The organism is Mesorhizobium sp. L103C119B0, assembly GCF_000502235.1.
Classification (GTDB): domain Bacteria; phylum Pseudomonadota; class Alphaproteobacteria; order Rhizobiales; family Rhizobiaceae; genus Mesorhizobium.
Map to the genome: position 1 here is coordinate 313,484 of NZ_AYXE01000002.1, position 23,829 is coordinate 337,312.

At 63.0% G+C, this 23,829-nt stretch carries 25 protein-coding genes and 1 tRNA gene; 12 read left to right on the top strand and 14 right to left on the bottom strand.

Annotation, left to right across the window (positions count from 1 at the left end; translation table 11 throughout):
* Nucleotides 1-7: 7 nt before the first annotated feature.
* The 3 genes from X728_RS162210 to X728_RS162200 all read right to left on the bottom strand — a co-directional run bounded on the left by X728_RS162210 (nucleotide 8) and on the right by X728_RS162200 (nucleotide 2,821).
* Entirely contained in the window at nucleotides 8-892 is an 885-nt protein-coding gene (locus tag X728_RS162210; RefSeq protein ID WP_023667661.1) for a cytochrome c oxidase subunit II, read from the bottom strand.
* 228 nt (nucleotides 893-1,120) lie between these two features.
* Nucleotides 1,121-2,047, bottom strand: coding sequence for a DMT family transporter (locus X728_RS162205; RefSeq protein WP_023667660.1), 927 nt, complete (start codon nucleotides 2,045-2,047; stop codon nucleotides 1,121-1,123).
* A gap of 132 nt (nucleotides 2,048-2,179) precedes the next feature.
* On the bottom strand, nucleotides 2,180-2,821 hold the full coding sequence (locus X728_RS162200) for a glutathione S-transferase N-terminal domain-containing protein (protein ID WP_031194779.1): 642 nt from the start codon (nucleotides 2,819-2,821) through the stop codon (nucleotides 2,180-2,182).
* Nucleotides 2,822-2,975: 154 nt separating this feature from the next.
* Between X728_RS162200 and X728_RS162195 the strand changes: the two genes are divergently transcribed.
* Entirely contained in the window at nucleotides 2,976-3,890 is a 915-nt protein-coding gene (locus X728_RS162195; protein WP_023667658.1) for a LysR family transcriptional regulator, read from the top strand.
* Nucleotides 3,891-3,915: 25 nt separating this feature from the next.
* Here X728_RS162195 and X728_RS0134055 read toward each other — a convergent pair whose 3' ends face one another.
* The 4 genes from X728_RS0134055 to map form a co-directional block, all read right to left on the bottom strand.
* On the bottom strand, nucleotides 3,916-4,482 hold the full coding sequence (locus X728_RS0134055) for an isochorismatase family cysteine hydrolase (RefSeq protein ID WP_348625623.1): 567 nt from the start codon (nucleotides 4,480-4,482) through the stop codon (nucleotides 3,916-3,918).
* Between the two features lie 225 nt (nucleotides 4,483-4,707).
* Nucleotides 4,708-5,106, bottom strand: coding sequence for a RidA family protein (locus tag X728_RS162190; protein WP_023681625.1), 399 nt, complete (start codon nucleotides 5,104-5,106; stop codon nucleotides 4,708-4,710).
* Between the two features lie 197 nt (nucleotides 5,107-5,303).
* Nucleotides 5,304-6,071, bottom strand: a complete 768-nt coding sequence (gene radC, locus X728_RS162185) for a DNA repair protein RadC (RefSeq protein WP_023815396.1) — start codon at nucleotides 6,069-6,071, stop codon at nucleotides 5,304-5,306.
* 113 nt (nucleotides 6,072-6,184) lie between these two features.
* Nucleotides 6,185-7,018, bottom strand: coding sequence for a type I methionyl aminopeptidase (map, locus tag X728_RS162180; RefSeq protein WP_023821427.1), 834 nt, complete (start codon nucleotides 7,016-7,018; stop codon nucleotides 6,185-6,187).
* Between the two features lie 279 nt (nucleotides 7,019-7,297).
* Between map and X728_RS162175 the strand changes: the two genes are divergently transcribed.
* The 3 genes from X728_RS162175 (at nucleotide 7,298) to X728_RS162165 (ending at nucleotide 9,020) form a co-directional block, all read left to right on the top strand.
* Entirely contained in the window at nucleotides 7,298-7,594 is a 297-nt protein-coding gene (locus X728_RS162175; protein WP_023830625.1) for a DUF982 domain-containing protein, read from the top strand.
* Nucleotides 7,595-7,740: 146 nt separating this feature from the next.
* Nucleotides 7,741-8,016, top strand: coding sequence for a DUF6074 family protein (locus X728_RS162170; RefSeq protein ID WP_023691124.1), 276 nt, complete (start codon nucleotides 7,741-7,743; stop codon nucleotides 8,014-8,016).
* A gap of 335 nt (nucleotides 8,017-8,351) precedes the next feature.
* Nucleotides 8,352-9,020: a DUF2161 family putative PD-(D/E)XK-type phosphodiesterase gene (locus tag X728_RS162165; RefSeq protein WP_023688243.1), complete on the top strand. Its 669-nt coding sequence runs from the start codon at nucleotides 8,352-8,354 to the stop codon at nucleotides 9,018-9,020.
* Between the two features lie 146 nt (nucleotides 9,021-9,166).
* Here the strand turns inward: X728_RS162165 and X728_RS162160 are convergent.
* The 3 genes from X728_RS162160 to phaC all read right to left on the bottom strand — a co-directional run bounded on the left by X728_RS162160 (nucleotide 9,167) and on the right by phaC (nucleotide 12,882).
* A tRNA-Glu gene (locus X728_RS162160) sits at nucleotides 9,167-9,241 on the bottom strand.
* 324 nt (nucleotides 9,242-9,565) lie between these two features.
* Nucleotides 9,566-10,687 carry a YcbK family protein gene (locus tag X728_RS162155; RefSeq protein ID WP_023691126.1) on the bottom strand — a complete coding sequence of 374 codons (1,122 nt, stop codon included), beginning with the start codon at nucleotides 10,685-10,687 and terminating at the stop codon, nucleotides 9,566-9,568.
* A 359-nt stretch (nucleotides 10,688-11,046) separates the two neighbouring features.
* Nucleotides 11,047-12,882: a class I poly(R)-hydroxyalkanoic acid synthase gene (gene phaC / locus X728_RS162150; protein WP_023830626.1), complete on the bottom strand. Its 1,836-nt coding sequence runs from the start codon at nucleotides 12,880-12,882 to the stop codon at nucleotides 11,047-11,049.
* A gap of 97 nt (nucleotides 12,883-12,979) precedes the next feature.
* Here phaC and X728_RS162145 point away from each other — a divergent pair, with 97 nt between their 5' ends.
* The 4 genes from X728_RS162145 to recJ all read left to right on the top strand — a co-directional run bounded on the left by X728_RS162145 (nucleotide 12,980) and on the right by recJ (nucleotide 18,096).
* Nucleotides 12,980-13,390, top strand: a complete 411-nt coding sequence (locus X728_RS162145; RefSeq protein WP_023691128.1) for a hypothetical protein — start codon at nucleotides 12,980-12,982, stop codon at nucleotides 13,388-13,390.
* A gap of 90 nt (nucleotides 13,391-13,480) precedes the next feature.
* Nucleotides 13,481-14,698 (top strand): LL-diaminopimelate aminotransferase, encoded by a 1,218-nt coding sequence (locus tag X728_RS162140; RefSeq protein ID WP_023830627.1) that lies wholly within the window; start codon nucleotides 13,481-13,483, stop codon nucleotides 14,696-14,698.
* A 50-nt stretch (nucleotides 14,699-14,748) separates the two neighbouring features.
* Nucleotides 14,749-16,062, top strand: a complete 1,314-nt coding sequence (locus tag X728_RS162135; protein WP_023830628.1) for a homoserine dehydrogenase — start codon at nucleotides 14,749-14,751, stop codon at nucleotides 16,060-16,062.
* Between the two features lie 249 nt (nucleotides 16,063-16,311).
* Entirely contained in the window at nucleotides 16,312-18,096 is a 1,785-nt protein-coding gene (recJ, locus tag X728_RS162130) for a single-stranded-DNA-specific exonuclease RecJ (RefSeq protein ID WP_023830629.1), read from the top strand.
* Between the two features lie 15 nt (nucleotides 18,097-18,111).
* Here recJ and X728_RS162125 read toward each other — a convergent pair whose 3' ends face one another.
* The 3 genes from X728_RS162125 to folE all read right to left on the bottom strand — a co-directional run bounded on the left by X728_RS162125 (nucleotide 18,112) and on the right by folE (nucleotide 20,297).
* Nucleotides 18,112-19,083, bottom strand: a complete 972-nt coding sequence (locus X728_RS162125) for a patatin family protein (protein ID WP_023667624.1) — start codon at nucleotides 19,081-19,083, stop codon at nucleotides 18,112-18,114.
* Nucleotides 19,084-19,167: 84 nt separating this feature from the next.
* A complete protein-coding gene (gene hisI / locus X728_RS162120) occupies nucleotides 19,168-19,626 on the bottom strand; it encodes a phosphoribosyl-AMP cyclohydrolase (protein ID WP_023729882.1) in 459 nt (152 codons plus the stop codon).
* Between the two features lie 35 nt (nucleotides 19,627-19,661).
* Nucleotides 19,662-20,297, bottom strand: coding sequence for a GTP cyclohydrolase I FolE (gene folE / locus X728_RS162115; RefSeq protein WP_023667622.1), 636 nt, complete (start codon nucleotides 20,295-20,297; stop codon nucleotides 19,662-19,664).
* Nucleotides 20,298-20,538: 241 nt separating this feature from the next.
* Here folE and X728_RS162110 point away from each other — a divergent pair, with 241 nt between their 5' ends.
* On the top strand, nucleotides 20,539-20,985 hold the full coding sequence (locus X728_RS162110) for an iron-sulfur cluster assembly scaffold protein (RefSeq protein WP_023707147.1): 447 nt from the start codon (nucleotides 20,539-20,541) through the stop codon (nucleotides 20,983-20,985).
* An 87-nt stretch (nucleotides 20,986-21,072) separates the two neighbouring features.
* On the opposite strand, the gene X728_RS162105 is transcribed toward X728_RS162110, so the two are convergent.
* Nucleotides 21,073-21,990, bottom strand: a complete 918-nt coding sequence (locus tag X728_RS162105; protein WP_023830630.1) for a LysR substrate-binding domain-containing protein — start codon at nucleotides 21,988-21,990, stop codon at nucleotides 21,073-21,075.
* A 94-nt stretch (nucleotides 21,991-22,084) separates the two neighbouring features.
* Here X728_RS162105 and X728_RS1000000170910 point away from each other — a divergent pair, with 94 nt between their 5' ends.
* From X728_RS1000000170910 to blaOXA, 3 genes are all read left to right on the top strand, one after another.
* On the top strand, nucleotides 22,085-22,243 hold the full coding sequence (locus X728_RS1000000170910) for a hypothetical protein (protein ID WP_023830631.1): 159 nt from the start codon (nucleotides 22,085-22,087) through the stop codon (nucleotides 22,241-22,243).
* Between the two features lie 120 nt (nucleotides 22,244-22,363).
* Nucleotides 22,364-22,732, top strand: coding sequence for a membrane protein insertion efficiency factor YidD (gene yidD / locus X728_RS162100; RefSeq protein ID WP_023830632.1), 369 nt, complete (start codon nucleotides 22,364-22,366; stop codon nucleotides 22,730-22,732).
* Between the two features lie 158 nt (nucleotides 22,733-22,890).
* On the top strand, nucleotides 22,891-23,706 hold the full coding sequence (blaOXA, locus tag X728_RS162095; protein ID WP_023830633.1) for a class D beta-lactamase: 816 nt from the start codon (nucleotides 22,891-22,893) through the stop codon (nucleotides 23,704-23,706).
* Nucleotides 23,707-23,829 lie beyond the last annotated feature (123 nt).

Sequence of the window (23,829 nt, forward strand, 5' to 3'; positions counted from 1 at the left end):
GTGCCCTTCAGCGGGACCCGACAGTTTCGAGTTTTGCCGCAACTTCTAGAGCTGACGCCGTCGCGTTGCCCGGCGCCTGTTCCACCGAGCCCGTCTGCTGCGGCGCCGACAACTGCGCGAACGTCTGCTGCTGGTCGAGCCAGGCCACATAGTCCTGCTCGGTATCGACCATGACGATGCCATGCATCATCGGGTGCCCCTGGCCGCACAGTTCGGCGCACAGAACCTGGAAGGTCCCGGTCTTGGTGGGGGTGAACCAGAAATAGGTGACCGAGCCCGGTATCATGTCCATCTTGGCGCGGAATTCCGGAACGTAGAAATCGTGCAACACATCGATCGAGCGCAGCAGCATCTTGACCGGCTTGCCGACCGGCAGATGCAGGTCGGCCGCTTCGACCACGACGTCGTCCTGGCCGCTGGGATCCTTGGCGATCACGCCCAGCGGATTTTCAGCGGTGACGTCGCGGGTGTCGGATGTGCCGAGTTTGCCGTCCTTGCCGGGCAAGCGGAAGCTCCACTGCCATTGCTGGCCGACGACTTCGACCACGGTTGCGTCGCTTGGAACGTTGACGAACCGGCTCCAGACAAACAGGCCGGGAACCAGCATGGCGGTAACACCCACTCCGGTGACGATCGTCAGCCACCATTCGAGCCGCTTGTTCTCCGGTTCGTAGGCCGCCTGGTTGCCTTCGCGGTGACGGAAGCGGAAAACGCAATAGGCCATGAATAGGACGACTGCGGCGAAGACGACGCCGGTAATCCAAAAGGTGATGATGATGGTGTTGTCGATATAGTCCCAATTCGAGGCAATCGGAGTCCACCACCATGGGCTCAGGAAGTGGAACAACACCGAGCCCACGACGATCAAAACGAGTACAACCACTATGGGCATGTCCCGTTCCTCCAGGTATTTCAGGGGGCGCGAAGCCGTCCCGGGAAAATACCAAGTGCATCATGCGTGATTTGCGATCGAAATTCTAGAGCCGGTTGTGGAAGGAGCGAAAAATTGCTTCTGCGGCGCCCGGACCTTGCTTCGTTGGTGACGCCGGAGCGACACCTGACCCCCCAAATCAGGGAGGGCAGGGGCTGGTTTGATTCGGCTTGCCTTGTTCCAGCGGGATCAAAGCGCCTTGATGATGATGCAGCCGGCCAAAAGCAGCACGACGCCGGCGAGCCGCATGCCGGAGACAAGCCGCTGCGGCAGGCGGAACCAGCCGAAGGTGTCGACGAAGATGCCGGCGACCTGCTGGCCGGCCACCGTCAGGCTGACGGCAGCTGCCGCTCCGATGACGGGGATGGCGGTGAACACGGTCGTGACATAGGTGGCGCCGGCAAAACCTCCGAGCCAGCCCCACCAGGGCATCGACGACAAGCCGGCGAGGCGAGGGCGGGGCGTCTTCGTCAGGGCAAGCGCGATCAGAAGCACCGCGGCCATGGCCAGCATCGCCACCAGGAACGAGATGGTGCCGACCGCAAACGGCGCGCCGCCAAGGTCGTGCCGAAGCAAGGCGTTTACAGCGCCTTGCACCGGAAGCACGGCGCCTGCCAGCAGCGCCAGTCCGATCCACCCTGGTCTTGAGGATGCGGTATTGTCGGCCGCGCCCTTCTGTCCCAGAACGATGAGGGCAGCCCCGGCAAGCAAGACGAGCATGCCGAAGGCAGGCCCGGCTCGCAGTCCGGCTTCGGGGATCCCGAGCCAGCCGAACGTGTCGAGGGCGAAGGATGCAAGCATCTGCCCAGCGATGAAGAGCCCGACGGACACGACGGCGCCAAGGCGAGGGAACAGAAGAATGGTCGAAACAACGTAGAAGGCCGAAGCCATGCCGCCGATCGCATGCCACCATTCGGCTTGCCGAACGGCAAGCAGAGCCGGTGTCGTTCCGGTGAGGGCCGTGATCGACAACAGCACGATGGCGCCGACCGCGAGCTGAAGCGTGGTCGCGGCAAAGGGTGAGCCGACCGCCTTTGAAAGTTGGGCATTGGCGCCGGCTTGCACCGCAAGCAGGCCACCGGCGACAAGCGCCAGAGGGACGAAGAGGATTTCCACGATCGTATTCCTTGAATGCGGGGTGCGGCGGCTAGGGCATGATCCCAAAAAGTGGGTGCCGGTTTTTGGAAAAGATCATGCTCCAACAAAGGGTTAGGTCATGATGAGATTTCAACCAAATCTCATCATGATCTAAGCGGCAGCCGATGCTTCGGGCAGGGCGGGAACGGCAATGCCTCTGACAACTGCGGAGCGTCGGCCTATGGCGGCATACCAACGCGCCAGGTCTGGCGCGTCATCGAGGCTGAGGCCGAGCCTGGTGACGGCCGCGTTGATCCATGGCCATGTCATCACATCGGCGATGCCGTAGCTTTTGCCGACAATGTGCTCATGGTGCTTTAGCCGGCTATCGAGAACTCGGAAGACACGTCCGGTTTCGCGCTCAAAACGCTCGATCACGTAAGGGATTTTTTCCGGCGCGAAAATTTTGTAATTCCACAATTGGCCAAGCGTCGGGCCGACATGGGCCGCCTGGAACAAGGTCCAGGTCAGCGTATCGTCCGCTTCCTGCGCGCCCACCGGCTGAAGCTTGCCCGACCGTCGCGCCAGGTAGTGTAGGATGGCGCCGGATTCGAAGACCGTGCGGCCGGCGTCCCGGTCGACGATCACCGGGATCTTGTTGTTGGGATTGAGCGCCAGGAAATCAGGCTTGGTCTGGTCGCCCCTTTCGATGTCGACCAAGCGGACCGAGTAGGGCAGGCCGACCTCTTCCAGCATGATCGAGGCCTTGTGCCCGTTGGGTGTCTGGCAGGTGTAGAGTTCTATCGGCGTCATGGCTCTTCTCCGCGACTTTTGTCGTCGGACTCCATATGGCGTGCGTGCATGCGCAGATCGACATGCCGATTCGCCCGCTTGCTCTGCGTTTTTGCACAGCGAAGCGTCATTTTGACTCGCAGAGCGCAGCGCTTTCTTTTATCTTTCTGCAAGAATGCACAGCTCACGCGATATCGACTGGGAAGATCTGCGCATGGTGCTGGCCGTCGCCGATGGCGCTTCGCTGGCGGCGGCGGCTCGGATCCTGGGCGTGAACCACACGACTGTGCTGCGGCGCGTCAACGCCTTCGAGGCGCGGCTGGGTATCCGCCTTTTCGATCGGCTGCCGACTGGCTATGCCCTCACCGCGGGCGGCGAGGAACTGCTGGGCGCGGCACGCACAATGGCCGAGACGGTCAATGAACTGGCGCGCAAACTGTCGGGGCAGGATCTCAGGTTCGAAGGCAGGTTGCGGGTCACCACCACCGATACGCTGATGGCATCGGTGCTGCCGCCGATCCTGGCGGCGTTTCATAAGCTCCATCCCGGCATACGGGTCGAGGCGATGACGCAGAATTCCATCGCCAACCTGACGCAAAGGGATGCAGACGTGGCGATCAGGCCGGTATCGCAACCGCAGGAAATCCTGGTCGGCCGGCGCATTTCGGGCGTCGCCTTCGCCGCCTACGCGACACGTTCCTATGCCGAAACGCTACCCCCGGAGCCGAGACTGGGTGCGCTGCGCTGGATCGCGCCCGACGACAGCCTGGCCAACACCGGCGTCGCCCGCTGGATGCGGTCGTCGCTGCCCGATGTCGAGATCGCCATGCGCGCCGATTCCCTGGTGACGATGTCGCATGCGGCGGGCGCCGGAATCGGGGTTGCGGCGCTGCCCTGTTATCTCGGCGACAGCCTGCCCGGGCTTGTAAGGGTCGGAGGGCTGATCGAGGAGATCGGCTCGGCGCTGTGGGTGCTGGTGCACGACGATTTGCGCCGCACGGCGCGCGTCCACGCCTTCACCAAATTCGTCTCCGGCGAATTGCAGCAGCGGCGCGACCTTCTTGAGGGCAGGCTCGGCGCCGGAGCTTGAGACGCACGCCAGCTGACGCTGGGGCTCAACTCCGCAACAGGTTCCCAAGCTCGGCAACCGTCATCACGCGCCCGAACACCTTGCCTATGATGTCGAGGGTTGCATTGTGCGATGCCTCGTCCAGTCCGCCATTGGCGTCGCTGATGAAAGCCACCTTGTAGTCGCGCATGAAGGCGCTCCGCGCGGTGGATTCGCAGCAGATGCTGGTCACGGTGCCGATGATGATCACCGTGTCGACCCGGCCTGCGCCACGGATGTTGCGCAACACGGTCTCGAGCTGCGTGTTGTGGAAGGCATCGTAGCGGTGCTTCTTGATGACGACATCCCCAGGCAAGGGCGCAAGCGCGGCGACGATTTCGGCGCCGGCGCTGCCTTCCCGCATGCCTTTGGTTTTCAGCTTCGGCTGATAGCCGGTTTCCAGCGGCGAGATATCGAAATGGTCGCTGAGCACATGCTGGGTGTAGATAACCGGGACGCCTTGCGCGCGGCAAAGCTCGACCACCTGCCGCATCGCCGGAATGCGATGGCGGGCCATGGCCACTTCCATGACGGCGCCCTCATCGACAAAGTCGCTTTGCATGTCGATGACCAGGAGGGCTGCGCGTTGCTTGTCGAACGGCCATGGTTCGTCGCCGGGCTGGGCATTGCGTGTTTCCTGTTTCCGACGTTGATCAGGTGAGCAGCAGGCTCTTCATCGAGACATCGCAATTCCTGCCGATGACGATGTGATCGTGGATGGATGGAGAGATCAAGGTCGTGGCAATCTCGCAGCGAGCTCCGGGATTGGTTTGGGCGACTTGACGCGTCCTCGCTTGGCCTACGGGTCGATGACCGCGATCGCATCGATCTCTATCAGGTAGCCGGGAGACATCACCGCTATCCCGACCACCACGTTTGCTGGCTTGTGATCGCCGAACAGCTCGATCTGGGCCGCTTCGATGATCGGCACGTGTTCGTCGCGTTTGTAATCGACGATGTAGATCGTGATCTTGCAGACTTGCTCGGGCCGAGCGCCGGCGGCAGCAAGCGCTCGGCCGAGATTCCCGAACGCCAGGCGCGCCTGGACTGCGAAATCACCATGGCCAACGAGCTTGCCGTGTATGTCTTCTGGCTGCTGGCCCGAGACGAACACCAGCTTGCTTCCTGTCGCAACGACGACCTGGGAGTACATTTCCGGAATCGGCAGATCATTTGGATTTATGCATTCGAGCGTCATTGAATAGATCTCCTGCAATGGCTGACGGGAACTGGCTGCTTCGTATTCGCGAGTCTACGACATTGTCGCCGAAGCGGGCGCTTCCGTCGCAATATCACTTCTACACCGCAAGCGTGGGCGTTTGAGCCAAGCCGGAATGTTGCTGATTGGCTCGCGAGCGGTGGCGTTTGGGATGACGGCACCGGCGCCCATCAGGCTCAGATCAGCAGCAGGCCCTTCATCGAGGCGTTGCCTTTCTTGCCGATGATGATGTGGTCGTGGACGGCGATGCCGAGCGGCTTGGCGCTGTCGATGATCTGCTTGGTCATTTCGATGTCCGCACGCGATGGTGTCGGATCACCTGATGGGTGATTATGCACCAGGATGACGGCGCTGGCCGACAGTTCGAGCGCGCGCTTGATCACTTCGCGCGGATAGACCGGCGTGTGGTCCACGGTGCCGACCTGCTGTACCTCGTCGGCGATCAGCACGTTCTTCTTGTCGAGGAACAGGATGCGGAAATGTTCGCGGTTCTCGAACGCCATCGCCGAGCGGCAGTACGCAAGAAGCTGCGTCCAGTTGGACAGCACCTCGCGGTCGCGAACCTCGGTCCGCGCCATGCGCTGCGCGGCAGCGGCAATCACCTTCAGGTCGACCGCCACGGCGGGGCCGATGCCCTTCACCTCCTGCAGCAGCGCCACCGGTGCGCCAAGCACTTCGCCAAAAGTGCCGAAGCGCGCCAAGAGCGCCTTGGCGATCGGCTTGGTGTCGACGCGCGGGATCAGGCGAAACAGCAGCAGTTCGAGAAGTTCGTAGTCGGGCAGGACGTCTGCGTCGCCGGCAACGAAGCGCTCGCGCAAACGGTCGCGATGGCCGTGATAGTGTGGCTTCTCCGTCGATTTGTCTCTTGGTGCCTTGTTCTTCGCCGGTGGTTCAAGCCACCGCTCGGAGAAGAACCCCCGTTCGTCGTCGCCACTCTTCCCCATCGACCCCACACACTCCCCGAAGGCTTCGACGGCAGATTAGAGCGGTAAGCAGCGCGCGGTCGAGTTTTTTCGGCGACGGCGCCTCAAAGCCGCGGCTTGAGGCGATCTTGTTTTCAGCTGACCGCCGGCAGGCCGGGGCGGTCGAGCTTGTTTGGCGACAGGGTGAAAATCTCGCAGCCAGTTTCGGTGACGCCTATCGTGTGTTCGTACTGCGCCGACAGCGAGCGGTCGCGCGTCACCGCCGTCCAGCCGTCCGACAGCACTTTCACATGCGGCCGGCCAAGATTGATCATGGGCTCGATGGTGAAGATCATGCCCGGCCGCATCTCGACGCCTTCCGAGGCGGTGCCATAGTGCAGGATGTTGGGTGCGTCGTGGAACAACTGGCCAACGCCGTGGCCGCAGAAATCGCGCACCACCGAGCAGCGCTCTGCCTCGGCATAGGTCTGGATGGCGGCGCCGATGGCGCCGGTGCGGGCGCCGGGCCGGACCGCCGCGATTCCGCGCATCAGGCACTCATGAGTGACTTCAAGCAGGCGTTCGGCGGCGCGCTTGATGGTGCCGACGGGATACATGCGCGAGGAATCGCCGTGCCAGCCGTCGAGGATGTAGGTGACGTCGATGTTGACGATGTCGCCATCCTTCAACGGCTTGCTGTCTGGAATGCCGTGGCAGACGACGTGGTTGATCGAGGTGCAGGACGATTTGGTGTAGCCGCGGTAGTTGAGCGTCGCCGGTAGCGCGCCTTGGTCCATGCCGAATTCGAAGACGAAACGGTCGATGGTCTCGGTGGTGACACCCGGCTGGACCATCGGCACCAGTTCATCAAGGCAGCGCGCGGTGAGATCGCAGGCCTTGCGCATGCCGGCAAATCCTTCTTCGCCATAGAGGCGGATCTGGCCGGTATTCCTGAGGGGTGCCGTGGCGGCGTCGAGATAGGTGACCATAGTGTCCGTTTGCCTGTAAGCGGGCGGCGCATACCAGCCCGTTAGAAAATTTCCTCAGATTTGGCACTGCAAGCCGCAAGGTTCAAGGAAGAACTGCCGGCAATGGACTGATACTGGCGATATTCCTGGCTTGCGCGGCCGCTCAGATGACATCCAGGTGCGCGATCTCCTCCGAATGCCGAGATCGCACTGACAACACATTTTCGCGCAAAAGCAGCCAAAGCAACTTTTGACGACGAACGGCGTTGCTGTGGTCGACGCCAGTTCGGGAGATATAGAATGGACAGATTGCAATTCGAGGTGCCGGTGCGCATCGCGCCCGCGCACGGGCTGCCGGTAGAGGAAATATACAGCGTCGAACAGGCGCTGGATATCCTGCATGACTGGCCAAAGAAGCGACAGGGCAAGGTCTATGAAGCGGCGTTCAATGCCTGTTTCGGGGCCACGGTGGATGTGGTCAGGACTGAGGACGCATGGCGCGCCTTCATGGCGTTTTGCCGGGTCAGTGGCCTGCTGGCCAGGGACATGATGGTTACGGCCAAGCGCGCCGGCGAGGCGAGGGGCCTGAGGGTCTAGAGTTCTGCTTGGCCTGGAGGCCGGCCAACCGACTCGTTCCAATCGGCGCGGACTCCGCGGCGTTAAGGTTCCGTTTCCGACTTCACAGCTAGGCATGAGCCATAGAGCAGCGTCTGATTCGTTGCGTCGGTTTCATGGTGCAGAACATGTCTTCAGCCAATGTGCGTACCTTCCCGCTAGACCGGCAGACCGTGCTGGTGCGCGAGGTCGCCGCAAGGCTGGGCAGACTGCACGGCGACACGGCCACGTCGTTCTGGAAGGCCACGGCGCGCGAACTCCTCGACAAGGCGGTCGCGGCCGGCTGCGATGCGGCTTCGGCGGCCAACGATGTCCGCCGGTTTTTTGCCGCGGTCCAGGACGAGATGCATTTCAAGGCGGACGATGCCGCACCAGGGCAGCGCCGGACGCGCACCCGCCTCTAGCTTCGAACAGAGGACCGACACGCGCTCACTGTGGCCAACCGTGGACCGGTCTTGGCGTCGACGATCTCGGGCCTTGCGCTGTCGATCGTGCCGTCCCAGCCACGGCGAGCGCCTTGTTGAACGCGAGACAGGCGATGAAATACTGGTCGCGCTCGGCCCTGGTGACGTCGGTCATCGCCAAGGAAATCGTCGAGCGCTATGGCGGGACCATCACGCCGGAGAACCTGCCTTACGGATGGCTTTTGCAGATGGTGGGATCGACGCGGTTTAGCGCAAGGCGTCGGCCTCTCGGCGATCCCTGTGCCGACCCGATCCGAATCGGCTATGCCTGCGCGATGCAGGAAACGTCTCTCTACATCCCGGTGAAGCGGTTTCTCGAGAGCCTGGAATTCACGGTGAAGGGCGAAGTCGGCCACTGCGATATCGTGGCGGTGCGCGACGGCGAGCCGCCTGTGCTGGTCATCTGCGAACTGAAATTGCAGTTCAACCTCGAACTGGTGCTGCAAGGTGTCGATCGCGCGGCGGCATGCGACGAAGTGTGGCTGGCCGCGCGCATGTCGGCGCGTGGCAAAGGCCGCGAGCACGACCGCCGTTTTCGCGCGCTGTGCCGGCGGCTCGGCTTCGGGCTTCTGGCTGTCAGCGGCAAGGGGGAGGTCGAATTGCTGCTCAGCCCGGCCGCTCTGCCGCCGCGTCGCGATCCAAAGCGGCGCTCGCGGCTGATGGAGGAACACCGTCGCCGGCGCGGCGATCCGGTGGTCGGCGGTGGCTCGCGAGCCCCGATCATGACTGCCTACCGGCAGGATGCGCTGGCCTGCGCCGCAGCCATGACCGACGGGCCGAAACGCCCGCGCGATCTGAAAGCGATTTCGCCGCGCGCGGCCAGCATCCTATTGGACAATGTCTATGGCTGGTTCGCCAGGGCCGAGCGCGGTGTCTACGCGCTGACCGAGGGTGGCCACGCGGCGTTACAGCGCTGGCCGCAGGTAGCGCACGACCAAGGGTGAGTGGCCGGAGATTGCCGCGAGCAGGCGCCGAGGGAAACCTCGGCACGGCAGCCGCTGTTCGCCGTTTCAACCGATGCGCCGCGCCACCCTTCCAGCCGCTGCTAGTTCGGCGGCTGCCGCGAGGCTTCCTGTTTTCCTGAAAGATCTGGTACGCCCAAGGGGAATCGAACCCCTGTTACCGCCGTGAAAGGGCGGTGTCCTAACCGCTAGACGATGGGCGCGCTCAGACGAAGCGGCTTATAATTGCGTTGTTGCCAACCGGCAACCCATCAGCCGCCAGATGCAGAAACTTTTTTCAAGAGGGGCGAAAACGGCCAGTTTGGTGAGCAAGCGCAGGTTTTCTGGCCTCGCGTCGTTGCACATCTTTGGACGAATGCGCCGCGCAGTCGTCATCCTCGCGTCTGCGCTGCGTCGCTGCGCTCCTTGCTTCGCCATAGGATGACGAAGTCGCGGGTGCCTCGGCTAATCTCGAACGTCGCTGATAGGTAATCGGAAAAAACGGCGGGCTGCTAACAGCCCCTCGGCCCGTTTGCCGAATGGGGATGCTACCCCCGCCGGCGGCAGCGCCAATTCCAGTCGCGCTCGGGGCCGACGTCGACGTGAACGGATTCGGTATGGCAGTAGGTGCCGACGCCACCGCGGCCGGGCATGGTTCGGATGTAGCTCGCCAGTTCCCATTTGGAGACGCCGGGAACCTGGATGTCGGCGGCGGCGCAATACATGTGCAGCGAATTCTTGGCGCCGTTGGCGCGCCGGTTGCGGGCCGGGTCGCGGTAGCCTGATGTGACCATCATCTTGCGGCCGTAATGGCCTTCGATGGTCTTCAGCACACGCACCAGCGACGGCTTCAGGCAGGCGACGTCGACGCTCTCGTTTTGCTTCAACAGGCCGTTGGGCGCCAGCCGGGCGAGGCCGGCGGCGGAAGCCACCTGATAGGCGCCGCCCGAACCCTCGTCCTCGTTCAGGTCGACGTCGCTTTCGTCGTCGAGGCCGGATTTGCGCTTGATCTCGAACAGCGCCGTCTGGCGCACGCCGGGCAAGGCATCGCTGCCGGTGATGTGGTTGCTCTCGTTGCCAAGCGAGGCAAGCTGCAAGGGCTTGTCGGCCGAACTGGCTGAGGCCAACGTGATGATCGGCTTTGCCGGGGCGGCCTTCTGGGCAGCAACCGCAGGCTGTTCGCCCGAGCGCGAGTTGACCAGCGGAGCAGGTGCCGCCGAGGTTGGCGTGGTGCTGAACAGTGAGGCCAGGAAGCCCTTCTTCGGCGTGTCGATCTGCTGGGGCGCGGCGGTCACGTAGACCTCGCCGGGCGCGGGTGCCGCGGCAGTCGGTTTCGGCGCGGTCACGCCGGCATCGGCGGCGGCGATCTTCTGCGCCACGGCGTCCGTTGCGGCCGCGGTCTGTGCTGACTGCTGCAGCGACTGCGGCGTCTGGCCGACAATGGTTTCGGAGCCGGCGGGAACATTGACCGGGAAGCCGGTGCCGGGCTTGGCCACCGGCACATAGGCGACCTGCTCGGGCAGTGTCGCATCGCCCGCTGCCGTCATCATCATCTGCGGCCCGGTGGATGTGACCTGCACGGTCGAATCGCCCGGCGCCGCAGGGCTGGCGCCGGAAGCCGCGGCGATGTCAGAAGCGGTCGCGTTGTAGCCAGGCATGCCGACGGACATTGTGGGGTCGCTGGCGGAGGTGCAGGACGCCAGAAGCACGGAAAAAAGCGCTGCCGCTATAGTGCGACCTTCTCTCCCCGCGAGACGCGATCCTACTGATTTCAAAACTAAATTCCCCCTCGGTGTCCGGTCGGCATGCTATTGGTGCGGCGTCGAAACGTTCACATCCAATGCCTTGTGTTCCCAAACCGGAAACGAGACTTGTGTCAATTCTGCAAGCCTCTGAATTATTTGCTCGTTGGAGGCCAATTGAGGCTTCTTGAAGGTTGACGACACCATTTCGCCCCGTTTTGCCGGCTCGTCAACTCACCAGACATTACATTCCGTTACACACAGGCACCTGCAAAAGGTGCCGGCCGTTACACACGCACCTTCACATAGGTGCCGGGGGCATCACCCAGGGTTTTCATGTGCTTGCCCGGTTTGCGGGCCGGAACGAGGGTGTCGTCCTGGGTCTCGATCCAGTGCTGCCAATGCGTCCACCAGGAGCCGGGATGCTCCACCGCGCAGGCGAGCCACTGGTCAAAATCGCCTGTCGGTTTGCCGCCGGTCCAGTACTGGTATTTCTTGGCTGCCGGCGGGTTGACGACACCGGCAATGTGGCCGGAACCAGCCATCACAAACTCGACGTCACCGCCGAAATATTGCGAGCCGAGAAACACGGAAAGGGCCGGCGCGATGTGATCTTCCTTCGACGCCAGGTTGTAAACCGGGATGGTGACGTCGGCCAGCGACAAAGTGCGGCCGGCGAGTTCCATCACGCCACGCGTCAGATTGTTCTCGAGATAACAGTTGCGCAGGTAGAAGGAGTGGTTGGCGGCCGCCATGCGGGTGGAATCGGCGTTCCAGTAGAGCAGGTCGAAGGGAAGGGGATCCTTGCCGCGCATGTAATTGTTGATGACATAAGGCCAGATCAGGTCGCCCGAGCGCAGCATGTTGAAAGCGGTCGCCATCTTGGTGCCGTCGAGGTAGCCCTTTTCGTTCATCGATTTCTCGACCGCTGCCACCTGGTCCTCGTCGACGAAGACTTTCAGGTCGCCGGCATGGGTGAAGTCGACCTGCGTGGTGAAGAAGGTCGCCGATTTGATGCGGTTGTCGCCTTCCTGTGCCAGCAGTGCGAGTGCGGCCGCCAGCAGCGTGCCGCCGACGCAATAGCCGATGGCGTTGACCTCTTTCTCGCCGGTCGCCTTCTCGATCGTGTCGAGGCCGTATTGCAGGCCTTCCCCTATGTAAGCTTCCCAGCCCTTGGCGCCGTGCCGCTCGTCGGGATTGATCCAGGAGATGACGAACACGGTATGGCCTTGCTCGATCGCCCAGCGGATGAAGGACTTTTGCGGGTTGAGATCGAGGATGTAGAACTTGTTGATCCAGGGCGGGCAGATCAGCAGCGGGCGCTTGAGCACCGTCTCCGTCGTCGGATCGTACTGGATGATTTCGGCGACATCGCTGCGCCCGACCACCTTGCCGGGGGATGTCGCGACGTTCTTGCCGATCTCGAAGGGCGAATAGTCAGCTTGTCTCAGCTTCAGGTCGCCCTTGCCGGCGGCGATGTCTTCGGCCAGCATCTTCATGCCGCGCACCAGGTTTTCGCCATTCGAGGCAACGGTTTCTCGAAACAGCTCCGGATTGGTCAGGATGAAGTTCGACGGCGAGATGGCATTGGACACCTGCTTGACGTAGAAGCTGGCCTTATGGCGGGTGTGATCGTCGAGGCCTTCGGCGTGCTCGACCAGGTCGGCCGCCCAGCGCGAGGTGACGAGATAGGCCTGTTTGAGGAAATCGAAGAAAGCGTTGCGACCCCATTCGGGGTCTTGAAAACGCTTGTCGCCGCGCTCGGGCTTGACCGCATCTTCGGGCGCCTCGGCATTCGGGCTAACCTTCTGGATGGCGTTGCCCCAGACCGTCATGTAGCCGGCGAACAGTCGCGTCTGCGCTTCCAGCGCGCGTTGCGGGTCGGCCAGCCAATATTCGCTGAGCTTGGAAAGGGTTTTTACCATGTCGACCACGGGTTCGGCGACATGATCGCGCACCTCGCCCTTTTCGCGCGGCTCGGCCCAGGCGGAGGCGGCTTTGCCGGCCTGCTCGACCATGCGCGCCATGTTCAACGCGAAGCGTTCCGGGTCTTTCACCAGATATTGCTCGACGGTCGAAGATTGATCATCTTCCGCTTTGCTCGAATCAGGTGTTTTGGACATGGCTCGCGGGGTTCCTCCCGAGGCGTTTTCTTGACATATTATCATGGGACATCTGACCGGGTCCAATGCGCTGTACCCCGGCTGCCAGGAAAACAATATGACGATTAACACCGGCAAGACCATTTTTTCGGGGGCAGGCCGCTTTTGCCGCGTCGCGGTTGCAATCGCCTGTCTGGCGCCAGGGCTGCTGGCGGCAAGTGGCTGCACGAGCGCCAATACCGGCAACGGGATGAATGTCGGCCTGACGCAGGGCGCGCAGGACACCGGCTCTTATCCCAATCTCAACATCCCGCCGCAGGTGGCGGCAAGGCAACTCACCCCTGAGGAGACGCAGGCCAAGCTTGCCCAGTTGAAGGGCGAACAGCAGGGGCAAGTGGCCAAGGGCGGCGGCGGTGCCCCGTCCACCAGCCCGGCGGCGCTGAACTCGCTGGCGAAGAACCATGGCAAGGACACGCTGAAGCAGATCGAAGCCAAATGCGATCCCGCCCTCGACCCTACCTGCAAATAAGGCTATATCGCGCGCCGAAAGCGGTCTTTGCCAAAGGCGCCTAGCCAAGCCAACTGTGCTAAAGCCAATCTTAAATCGTCTGGAACTGACATGGAAGAATTTCACAAGGTCCGCCGGCTTCCGCCCTACGTGTTCGAGCAGGTCAACCGGCTGAAGGCCAGCGCCCGTTCGCGCGGCGCCGACATTATCGACCTTGGCATGGGCAATCCGGACCTGCCGACGCCGAAGGCGATCGTCGACAAATTGTGCGAAGTGGTGCGCGATCCGCGCACGCATCGCTATTCCTCCTCCCGCGGCATCCCAGGTCTGCGCCGCGCCCAGGCCGCCTATTATCAGCGCCGCTTCGGCGTGAAGCTCAATCCCGACACGCAGGTGGTGGCGACGCTCGGTTCGAAGGAAGGCTTCGCCAATATGGCGCAGGCGATCACCGCGCCGGGCGACGTGATCCTGTGCCCCAACCCGACCTATCCGATCCATGCTTTCGGCTTCATCATGTCGGGCGGCGTCATCCGTTCGCTGCAGGTCGAGCCGGATGACGGCTTCATCCCGGCGCTCGAGCGCGGTGTCCGTCATTCGATCCCGAAGCCGCTGGCATTGATCCTCAACTATCCGTCGAACCCGACGGCGCTGGTCGCCTCGCTCGATTTCTACAAGGACGTGGTCGCCTTCGCCAAGAAGAACGACCTCATCATCCTGTCGGACCTTGCCTATTCGGAGATCTATTTCGACGGCAATCCGCCGCCTTCGGTGCTGCAGGTGCCGGGCGCCATCGATGTCTGCGTCGAGTTCACCTCGATGTCGAAGACCTTCTCCATGCCTGGCTGGCGCATGGGCTTCGCCGTCGGCAATGAGCGGCTGATCTCGGCGTTGACGCGGGTGAAGTCCTATCTCGATTACGGCGCCTTCACGCCGATCCAGGTGGCGGCGGCGCATGCGCTGAATGGCGACGGCGCCGACATCGCCGAAGTTCGCGAGGTCTATTTGAAGCGCCGCGACGTCATGGTAGATGCCTTCAGCCGCGCCGGCTGGACCATTCCGGCACCGGCTGCCTCGATGTTCGCCTGGGCGCCGATCCCGGAGCCGTTCAAGCATCTCGGCTCGCTTGAGTTTTCCAAGCTCCTGATCGAGCACGCCGACGTCGCGGTGGCGCCGGGCATCGGCTTTGGCGAGCATGGCGACGATCACGTCCGCATCGCTCTGGTCGAGAACGAGCACCGGATCCGGCAGGCGGCGCGCAACATCAAGCGTTTCCTGGCGTCCAGCGCCAAGCAGCCGAACAATGTGGTGCCGCTCGCCGCGCATCGCTAAAGTCGCCGCACATCTTATTCGAGCAGATTCTTTGAGGGGCGTCGCCGGGCATGGCTGAAGCGTTGCGTGTTGGAATTGCGGGTCTGGGTACGGTTGGCGCCTCGGTGGCGCGCGTGCTGCGCGACAAGGCAGCGGAACTGACGCGCCAGTGCGGACGCGATGTCATCGTCACGGCCGTTTCCGCGCGTGATCCCAAGCGCGACCGTGGCGCCGACCTCAGCGCCGCCAAATGGTTCGACGATCCGATCAAGATGGCGCAGACCGCCGATATCGACCTCTTCGTCGAACTGATCGGCGGCGACGAAGGGGCAGCGCGCGCGTCGGTCAAAGCAGCACTTGAAGCCGGACGTCATGTCGTCACCGCCAACAAGGCGCTGTTGGCCAAGCACGGCGTGGCGCTTGCCGAAATCGCCGAGAAGAAGGGCGTGCTGCTCAACTACGAGGCGGCAGTTGCCGGCGGCATCCCGGTCATCAAGACGATGCGCGAGGCGATGGCCGGCAATTCGGTCACCCGCGTCTTCGGCATCCTGAACGGCACCTGCAACTACATCCTGACCCGCATGGAGGCCGAGGGCATCTCCTTCGACGAGTGCCTGAAGGACGCGCAACGGCTGGGCTACGCCGAAGCCGATCCGACTTTCGATATCGAGGGCCATGACACGGCGCATAAATTGTCGATCCTGACCAGCCTGGCCTTCGGCACCAGGATCGCCGCCAATGACATCTACATGGAAGGCATTTCCAATATCAGCCAGGCCGATATCCGCGCCGCGGGCGACCTTGGCTACCGGATAAAATTGCTCGGCGTCGCCCAACGCACCGACAGCGGCATCGAGCAGCGCGTGCACCCGACCATGGTGCCGACCGCGTCGGTGATCGCACAGGTGCATGGCGTTACCAATGCGGTGGCCATCGAAACCGACATTTTGGGCGAACTGCTGCTCTCCGGCCCGGGCGCCGGCGGCAACGCCACCGCGTCCGCCGTGGTCGGCGATATTGCCGACATCGCAAAGAGCCGGCCGGGCTTCCAGCACGGTCCGGTGTTCGGCCTGCCGGCCAAGGAACTGCGCCCCTACAAGAAGGCGCAGATGCGCAGCCATGCCGGCGGCTATTTCATCCGGCTGACCGTGCACGACCGCATCGGCGTCTTCGCCGCGATCGCCAAGCGCATGGCGGACAACGACATTTCGCTGGAATCGATCGTCCAGCATGCCGTCAGCGGCGAGACGGACGCGCAAAAGACGGTGATCCTGGTCACCCACGAGACGACGGAAGCAGCGGTGCGCAAGGCTGTCGACGGCATCACCAAGGACGGCCACCTCACAGACAAGCCGCAGGTCATCCGCATCGAGCGTGCGGGCTAGGCCAAGTCATTTTTTTCCTTTAACCGATTGATGCTGCTGCTGAAAAGTGGTTTCGGACGCCATAATGCTCTATCTCTTTGATTTGGAGCCGGATTGAGATTTCAGGTCGAACCCACCAGTCATCATTGGGTTCTGGCGGAGGCGTGAGCCGCGAGATCAAGGCGCGTCACCAGGAGGTGGAAAAGTTGAGACTTTCCTGTTTAGCCGTCGCATATTGCCGGAAATGACAATCTGTAGACTACGCCTCCTATGACGGGCGACAAACGCTTCTTCCTCGATATCAGGCAGTCGGCGACCGGTGTTTCCTGGGAACACCGGTTGAGCGAGCGGCAGGACATGACTGCGCTCGCCATAGCGCAGGGCCACGGCGTGCCCGACATTGTGGCGCGCGTGCTCGCCGGGCGGGGCGTCACCGCGGACCAGGCCGAGCGCTTCCTCGATCCGACGATCCGCAATCTGTTGCCGGATCCGGCTTCGCTGACCGACATGGGCAAGGCTGCGACCCGCATCGCCGAGGCGGTCATGGCCAAGGAGAAGGTGGCAATCTTCGGCGACTACGATGTCGACGGCGCCGCCTCTTCGGCGTTGCTCAAGCGCTTCCTGACGCATTTCTCGGTGCCTTCGGAGATCTACATTCCCGACCGCATCTTCGAGGGCTACGGCCCCAATCCGGAGGCTATGCGCGAACTGGTCTCGCGCGGCGCGACGCTGATCGTCACCGTCGATTGCGGCACCAACAGCGCTGTCTCCATTGATGCCGCCAAGGCCGCAGGCGCCGATGTGGTGGTGCTCGACCACCATCAGGTCGGCGGCCCGCTGCCGGAGGCGACCGCGGTCGTCAATCCCAATCGCGAGGACGACCTTTCCGGGCAAGGCCATCTGTGCGCCGCCGGTGTCGTCTTCCTCACTCTGGTGCAGACGGCGAGGGTCCTGCGCAGCCGATTGCCCGACGCAGCGCCACCGGACCTGTTGTCGTTGCTCGACTTGGCGGCGCTGGCCACGGTTTGCGATGTGGTGCCGCTCATCGGCGTGAACCGCGCTTTCGTCGTCAAGGGACTACAGATGGCGCGGCAGCAGAAGAATGAGGGGCTCGCCACACTGGCGCGGGTGTCCCGCATTGGTGAGCCGATAAGCACCTTTCATCTCGCCTATCTGATTGGGCCGCGCATCAATGCCGGCGGCCGCATCGGCGATGCAGCACTTGGCAGCCGGCTGCTCGCCACCGACGATCCGGTTGAGGCCAGGACCATTGCCGAGACACTCGACCGGCTCAACCAGGAACGCCAGCAGATGGAGCTGGAGATGCTGGCAGCGGCGCGCGCCGAGGCTGACGCCGAACTTGCCGGCGGCAACGGGCCGGCCATCATCGTCACCGCCAGCACCAATTGGCATCCCGGCATTGTCGGCTTGATCGCCTCGCGGCTGAAGGACCATGCGCGGCGGCCGGCCTTCGCCATCGCCTTCAACGCCAATGGCATCGGCACCGGCTCCGGCCGTTCGGTGTCGGGCTTCGATCTCGGACGGCTGGTGCGCGCAGCCGCCGATGCCGGGCTGATCGTCAAGGGCGGCGGCCACGGCATGGCCGCCGGCATCACGGTGGAACGCGCCAAGCTCGGCGAACTCCGTGCTTTCTTCGAGGAGCGCGCAGCGGCCGAAGTGTTCCGGCTGCAGGACGAAGAAAGTCTGGCCGTCGACGGCGCGCTCGCCGCCGAGGGCGCGACGATTGCTTTGCTCGATGCACTGGAAAAGGCCGGGCCTTTCGGCGCCGGCCATGTCGCGCCGGTGTTCGCGCTGCCGCGCCATCGGCTGGCCGACGCGCGGGCCGTCGGCACCAACCACATCCGGGCTGATCTGCAGTCGGAAAGCGGCGGCCGCATCCAGGGCATCGCCTTTCGATCCGTCGATACCGCGCTGGGCGAATTCCTGTTCAAGAACAGGGGCAACACGATCCATGTAGCCGGCTCGCTGTCGGGGAATTATTGGAACGGCAACCGCACGGTGCAGTTCCGCATCACCGATGCGGCCAAAGCCTGACATTGCCGAACTGGTTTAAGCGAGAACCGTCTGCAGCCGCTTCAACTCGCTGATCTGCGCCATCGTCGCCTGGTAACCGACGCTGATCGCCTCATCCGCGCGGTGGAATTCGGTCAAGCCGATATGGCTGAGTTTCGGTTGGAGCGACATGTCGGGCGGATCGCCCGCCAGCCTTGCGCGTGAAATCCGGTCCTGGATGATGTTGAAGGCTTCGACCATGACGCCGGTGATGCCGAGACGGCTCTGGTGCGGCTGGTGGTCGGGGCTGGCCTGGCCTGGCCGGGGCGCGTCCTTCTCGATGAGCAGTTCGCCGGCGCTGTGCTTGATGACGGCGGCGCGGCCGAACAGATCGTAGTGAAGGTTGACCGCGACGACCAGCGGCTGCTCGTAGGCGCGGCAGACCGAAACCGGAACCGGGTTGACCAGCGCGCCGTCGACCAGAATGCGGCCGTTGCAATTCACCGGTTCGAACACGCCCGGCAGCGCATAGGAAGCCCGCATCGCGGTGATCAGCGAACCGCTGGACAGCCAGATCTCATGGCCGGTGCGGATTTCCGCGCCAACGGCGACGAAGGGTTTCGTCAGATCCTCGAAGCGGATGCCTGCCATGTGCTCGCGCAGCCTGACGTCCAGTTTCATGCCGCCGAACAGGCCGCTGCCGCGCAGATTGAGATCGAGCAGGCCGAAGATGCGCCGCTTGGTCAGGCTGCGGGCGAACTCCTCGAGTTCGTCCAGCTTGCCGGCGAGATAGCAGCCGCCAACCAGCGCGCCGATCGAGGTGCCGGCGATCATTGAGACTTCGATGCCGGCTTCGTCGAGCGCGCGCAGCACGCCAATGTGCGCCCAGCCGCGTGCGCAGCCGCCGCCCAGCGCGAGCGAAATGCCTGTCTTGCCCGCGGGTTGCGGGTCAGGCACGCCGCCGGACGATGAGGGGCCATTGGCCTCCCGCACGTCCGGTCTGCTACGCAATGACGCCCACTCGAGCATCATGATCTCCCTTGTCCCGCGTCCGTTCTACAGGAAGGACGTTTGAGAATAGTGAATATGAGTGGTTTGCGACTGTTGAATGGTTCACGCGGGCTTCCGATACGTTTTTTCCGCATCGAACAGCGGCGTGCTGCCATCGCCGGCAAGCGTTGCCTTGCCGCCGATTAGCCCCACCGTCCGATAAAAACATGAACGCCGACCGGTGTGACAAGTTGCGTCGTGGCCCAACACTTTGACGCGCAACCATATGGCGTCCTGGTCACAATCCGTGAGCATCTCGACGACCGTCTGAAAATTGCCTGATGTTTCGCCCTTCTTCCACAGCGTGCTGCGCGAGCGCGACCAGTAGTGCGCGATGCCGGTTTCGAGCGTCAGCGCCAGCGCCTCGGCATTCATATGCGCGACCATCAGCAGCATACCGTCAGCGGCGTCGGTGACGACGACGGTGACCAGCCCGGCAGCATCGAAGCGCGGGGAAAACACCGCGCCTTCTTCGAGAGCCTTCTTGTCTGATGGAGCCGTGGGAAATGTTAGTGCCGACATCGCCGGTCCTTGATCTAGCGATGCCGGCGAGGGGCTTACGCCCCGAGGCCGCGCACCATGGTGACGAAACGGACCTGTTCCTCGGGCGTGTCCTTGAACACGCCGGTGAAGGTCGAGGTCAGCGTGGTGGAGCCCTGCTTGCGGATGCCGCGCATGGCCATGCACATATGCTCGGCCTCGATCATGACGGCGACACCGCGCGGATTGAGCACGTCCTGGATGACGCCGGCGATCTGTGCGGTCATGGCCTCCTGAGTCTGCAGGCGATGGGCGAAGATATCGACGACGCGCGCGATCTTGGACAGGCCGACGACCTTGCCATCCGGGAGGTAGCCGACATGCGCCTTGCCGATGATCGGCACCATGTGGTGCTCGCAATGCGAGTGGAACTGGATGTCCCTGACGATGACGAGATCGTCATAGCCGGCGACTTCCTCGAAGGTGCGGCCGAGTTCTTCGGCCGGGCACATGTCATAGCCGTTGAACATTTCGAGAAAGGCCTTGGTGACGCGCTTGGGCGTGTCGATCAGGCCCTCGCGGTCCGGATTGTCGCCGGTCCAGCGCAACAGCGTGCGCACGGCGGCCTCGACCTCGGCTTCGCTCGGCCTGTCGGTGACCGGCTTGTCCAGATAGTCGGAAGGGGGCATTATTTTCTTGATGACGGCATCCATAAAGGCGTCTCCCGTAGTTCCTCTCTCAGGAGGAACGAGTTGAACGGACCACGACCTTTCGGGTGCTGAAAACTCGCCCGGTTTCCAGCCCGCAAGCGGCGTGAACGAAATGGGCAAGGACGATGGCTTTGCGTTGCCTTGTCGATACCCGACTGCCAGCATTATATATGGTCGTGCGCAGCGAATGAAAGACGCCACAGCGGCAATCGCTGTTCGCTTGGCGGCGACGGATTGGAAAAATATGATTGACGACGTCTACAATGCGAAAATTCTGGGTTTTGCCGGAAACATCGCCCGCATAGGCCGGCTCGATCATCCGGATGCGAGCGCCAAGGCTCATTCCAAATTGTGCGGCTCGACGGTAACCGTCGACCTCAAGATGGACAATGGCGTCGTCACCGATTTCGCTCATGACGTGAAGGCCTGCGCCCTCGGCCAAGCCTCGTCCTCGATCATGGCTCAACATGTCATCGGCGCCAGCGCCGACGAATTGCGGGCGGTGCGCGACACCATGCTGAAGATGCTCAAGGAAAATGGCGCGCCGCCGCAAGGCCGCTTTGCCGATCTGAGATATCTGGAGCCGGTGCGCGACTACAAGGCGCGCCATGCCTCGACCATGCTGACCTTCGATGCGGTCGTCGATGCCATCGGTCAAATCGAGAAGAAACGCGCAGAAGAAGCAGCGTGATGTTGGTACATGACGGCTCCTCCAACAGCCGGTGAATTGTCAAACTTGGGCGTTGAACACGTCGAGGAGCTTCTCACGTAACCGGGCTCATGCCTTGGTTTGCTGCGCCCGTCTGCTTTCGGCAAATTCGCTTCTCACCCAGTCGGCGAAGGCCTTGGCCGGCTCCGGCAGGTCCTTCAAGCTCCTGGCGACCAGCCAGTAGGCGCCCGATGCGACGTCGATGTCGAACGGCTTGATCAGCGCGCCGGATGCTATCTCCTCGCCGATCTGCAAGAGGTCGCCCAGCGCCACGCCGTGGCCGAGCAGGGCCGCCTGCTTCGACAGCGACACATCCGCCAGCATAGGGCCGCGCGCCGGAATGGTGTCGGCTGACACGCCAGCCGCTTCGAACCAGCGCGCCCAGCCCTGACGATTTTCCTCGTGCAACAGCGTGTAGCGGGCGAGGTCGAGCGGCTTTTCGAGGGCGGGGCCCGATGCCAGCAAGGCCGGCGACAGGACCGGTGAATCGACGGTCGAGGCTAGCCATTCGGCCTCGCTGCGCGGCCATGAGGTGGCGCGCGCGCTGAAGCGCAAGGCGAGTTCGGGCTGATCGCTGCGGAACTCGATCGGCCTTGGGTCAACTTCGAGGGAAACGTCGATATCGGGCCGCAACTGGCTGAAGCGGTTGAGCCGCGGCAACAGCCATACCGAGGCCAGCGACGGCTCGACACTGACGCGGACCACCGACTGCGCCGGGGCCGCCACCAGGTCCGAAAGCAGCCTGTCGATGTCGTCGAAACTCCTGACCAGTTGATCGAGCAGGCGCTGGCCGGCCTCGGTCAGCTCGACGCGGCGGTGATGACGGCGGAACAAGGGCTGGCGCAAGAACTGCTCGAGTTCGCGGATCTGCCGGCTGATGGCGGCCTGCGAGACGAACAGCTCCTCGGCGGCCCGGCTGAAACTCAATTGCCGGCCGGCTGCCTCGAAACTTCGCAACGCCGTCAGGGGCAACCGTCCGCGCTTCATTTCGCATAACCCGAAGTTATCCGAACCGGAAATTATACTCTTTTGAAGGCGAAGGCCAGCGGGCGTCTAATCCGCTCTTAGAGGAGACACGGACATGATCCAGTTTCTGGAAATCTTTGGCGATGTGATGCGGATCGTGACTTTTCAACGGCGTGGCGACAGGCGGCATCATGTGCAGCGCACCGAGCAAAGGCCGGCCACCCGCTGGGCGGTTCCAGCGGAGCGGCATCCCTTTCGCCGCTCGCGACCCTGAAGCCGATAAAGAGGCGAGTGAAGAGGATTGCGTTTGCCGGCCGAAGCTCACATCTATCGGTTTGGAAACGCAAGCTGACCCGGAAGCCGGTCTCGGGGTCGCGTTCGGAAAGAGGCTGCAGTGGGCGACCAGCATCGGCATGTGCATGCCGCCGGACGGACCCGGCGCGGGCGCAACTGGCCCGGTCCCTGGCGCAAAACACCCGGCCGCATTTTCGGCACGTCGCTGGTGCGCCTCTATCAACTGACGCTGTCCGGATTTGTGGGCAATTCCTGCCGGCATCTGCCGACCTGTTCCGAATACGCGCATGAGGCGATCGCCCGCCATGGCCTGTGGGCCGGCGGCTTCATGGGGCTGTTCCGGGTGCTGCGCTGCGGGCCGTTCGGAACGCACGGCGTCGACCGCGTGCCGGAGGTGCTCGCTCCGCGCTACGTCTGGTTCACGCCATGGCGTTATTGGCAGATCGGCAGGAAGCGCGGCGAGGCCTGACGGCGGACGCGCTGGGTCCCTGATCCAGATCGCCAGGGCGGCATTTCTTTACGATCCGGTAGGGTTAACAACGGCCTGCACAAAGACTGCGCATTTGAGTCAAAATCGAGCCAAGAGACTTCGCTAAGCGCCTCCTGTTCATTCCCAGGAGAGCCCACATGCGTCGGATCGAAACCCATCCCTTCATCATTGCCGCGGTCCTCTTCCTGCTGGCCTGGTTTCTGGGATTTCCGATGCGGGCGCAATCGGCGCCGCTTGGCGATGTCGCCTGTACGCTTATCCAGGACGCGGCGAGCGGCGAGACGCTCTGCCAGAATGGCGTCTGCGACCAACGCGTCAGCCCGGCATCGACCTTCAAGGTGCCGCTGGCACTGATCGGCTACGACAGCGGAATCCTGAGCGATGCGCATACGCCGACCTGGGACTACAAGCCTGAATTCAGGGCCGTGAGCCGCGACCACAAAGCCGTCGACCCGATGATCTGGGAGCGCGACTCGATCGTATGGTATTCGCGCGAGATCGTGCGCCGGCTCGGCGCAAAAAGCTTTGCCGGCTACGTCTCGAAATTCGGCTACGGCAACATGGATGTCTCGGGCGATGCCGACAAGGACAACGGGCTCACGCAATCCTGGATAAATTCCTCGCTTGAGATATCGCCGGTCGAACAGACAGCCTTCCTGCGCCAGCTGCTCGCCGGCAAGATGCCGGTTTCTGCCAAGGCGCATGAGATGACCCGAGCCATCCTGCCGACTTTCCAGGCCGGCGGCTGGACGGTGCGGGGCAAGACCGGCAGCACCAGGCTGGGAAACAGCAAGGACAAGCGCGCGCTGGGCTGGTTCGTCGGCTGGGCCGAAAAGGGCGGCCGCCGGATCGTCTTCGCCCGGCTGGTCGTCGACACCAAGCCGATCGACATGCCGAAAGGCCCGGCGACACGCGCGGCGTTCCTGAGGGAGTTGCCGCAACTGGTGAAGTGAGTTGCCGCGACAAGCGGCTGTGCCAATGACCGCTGCGGAAATGTATCAGTCGACGTTCCGGCTCGTGGACTCTGTCGGCCGTCGCCCTTACAATCCCGGTCCTGTTGCTCTTGAAAGCAATGC

Excerpts from the sequence above, each read along its gene's own strand:
- X728_RS162210 (WP_023667661.1), bottom strand. The coding sequence starts at position 892 with ATGCCCATAGTGGTTGTACTCGTTTTGATCGTCGTGGGCTCGGTGTTG.
- X728_RS162200 (WP_031194779.1), bottom strand. The coding sequence starts at position 2,821 with ATGACGCCGATAGAACTCTACACCTGCCAGACACCCAACGGGCACAAG.
- X728_RS162195 (WP_023667658.1), top strand. The coding sequence starts at position 2,976 with ATGCACAGCTCACGCGATATCGACTGGGAAGATCTGCGCATGGTGCTG.
- X728_RS162190 (WP_023681625.1), bottom strand. The coding sequence starts at position 5,106 with ATGACGCTCGAATGCATAAATCCAAATGATCTGCCGATTCCGGAAATG.
- radC (WP_023815396.1), bottom strand. The coding sequence starts at position 6,071 with ATGGGGAAGAGTGGCGACGACGAACGGGGGTTCTTCTCCGAGCGGTGG.
- map (WP_023821427.1), bottom strand. The coding sequence starts at position 7,018 with ATGGTCACCTATCTCGACGCCGCCACGGCACCCCTCAGGAATACCGGC.
- X728_RS162175 (WP_023830625.1), top strand. The coding sequence starts at position 7,298 with ATGGACAGATTGCAATTCGAGGTGCCGGTGCGCATCGCGCCCGCGCAC.
- X728_RS162170 (WP_023691124.1), top strand. The coding sequence starts at position 7,741 with ATGTCTTCAGCCAATGTGCGTACCTTCCCGCTAGACCGGCAGACCGTG.
- X728_RS162165 (WP_023688243.1), top strand. The coding sequence starts at position 8,352 with ATGCAGGAAACGTCTCTCTACATCCCGGTGAAGCGGTTTCTCGAGAGC.
- X728_RS162155 (WP_023691126.1), bottom strand. The coding sequence starts at position 10,687 with ATGTCCGTCGGCATGCCTGGCTACAACGCGACCGCTTCTGACATCGCC.
- phaC (WP_023830626.1), bottom strand. The coding sequence starts at position 12,882 with ATGTCCAAAACACCTGATTCGAGCAAAGCGGAAGATGATCAATCTTCG.
- X728_RS162145 (WP_023691128.1), top strand. The coding sequence starts at position 12,980 with ATGACGATTAACACCGGCAAGACCATTTTTTCGGGGGCAGGCCGCTTT.
- X728_RS162140 (WP_023830627.1), top strand. The coding sequence starts at position 13,481 with ATGGAAGAATTTCACAAGGTCCGCCGGCTTCCGCCCTACGTGTTCGAG.
- X728_RS162135 (WP_023830628.1), top strand. The coding sequence starts at position 14,749 with ATGGCTGAAGCGTTGCGTGTTGGAATTGCGGGTCTGGGTACGGTTGGC.
- recJ (WP_023830629.1), top strand. The coding sequence starts at position 16,312 with ATGACGGGCGACAAACGCTTCTTCCTCGATATCAGGCAGTCGGCGACC.
- X728_RS162125 (WP_023667624.1), bottom strand. The coding sequence starts at position 19,083 with ATGCTCGAGTGGGCGTCATTGCGTAGCAGACCGGACGTGCGGGAGGCC.
- hisI (WP_023729882.1), bottom strand. The coding sequence starts at position 19,626 with ATGTCGGCACTAACATTTCCCACGGCTCCATCAGACAAGAAGGCTCTC.
- folE (WP_023667622.1), bottom strand. The coding sequence starts at position 20,297 with ATGGATGCCGTCATCAAGAAAATAATGCCCCCTTCCGACTATCTGGAC.
- X728_RS162110 (WP_023707147.1), top strand. The coding sequence starts at position 20,539 with ATGATTGACGACGTCTACAATGCGAAAATTCTGGGTTTTGCCGGAAAC.
- X728_RS162105 (WP_023830630.1), bottom strand. The coding sequence starts at position 21,990 with ATGAAGCGCGGACGGTTGCCCCTGACGGCGTTGCGAAGTTTCGAGGCA.
- X728_RS1000000170910 (WP_023830631.1), top strand. The coding sequence starts at position 22,085 with ATGATCCAGTTTCTGGAAATCTTTGGCGATGTGATGCGGATCGTGACT.
- blaOXA (WP_023830633.1), top strand. The coding sequence starts at position 22,891 with ATGCGTCGGATCGAAACCCATCCCTTCATCATTGCCGCGGTCCTCTTC.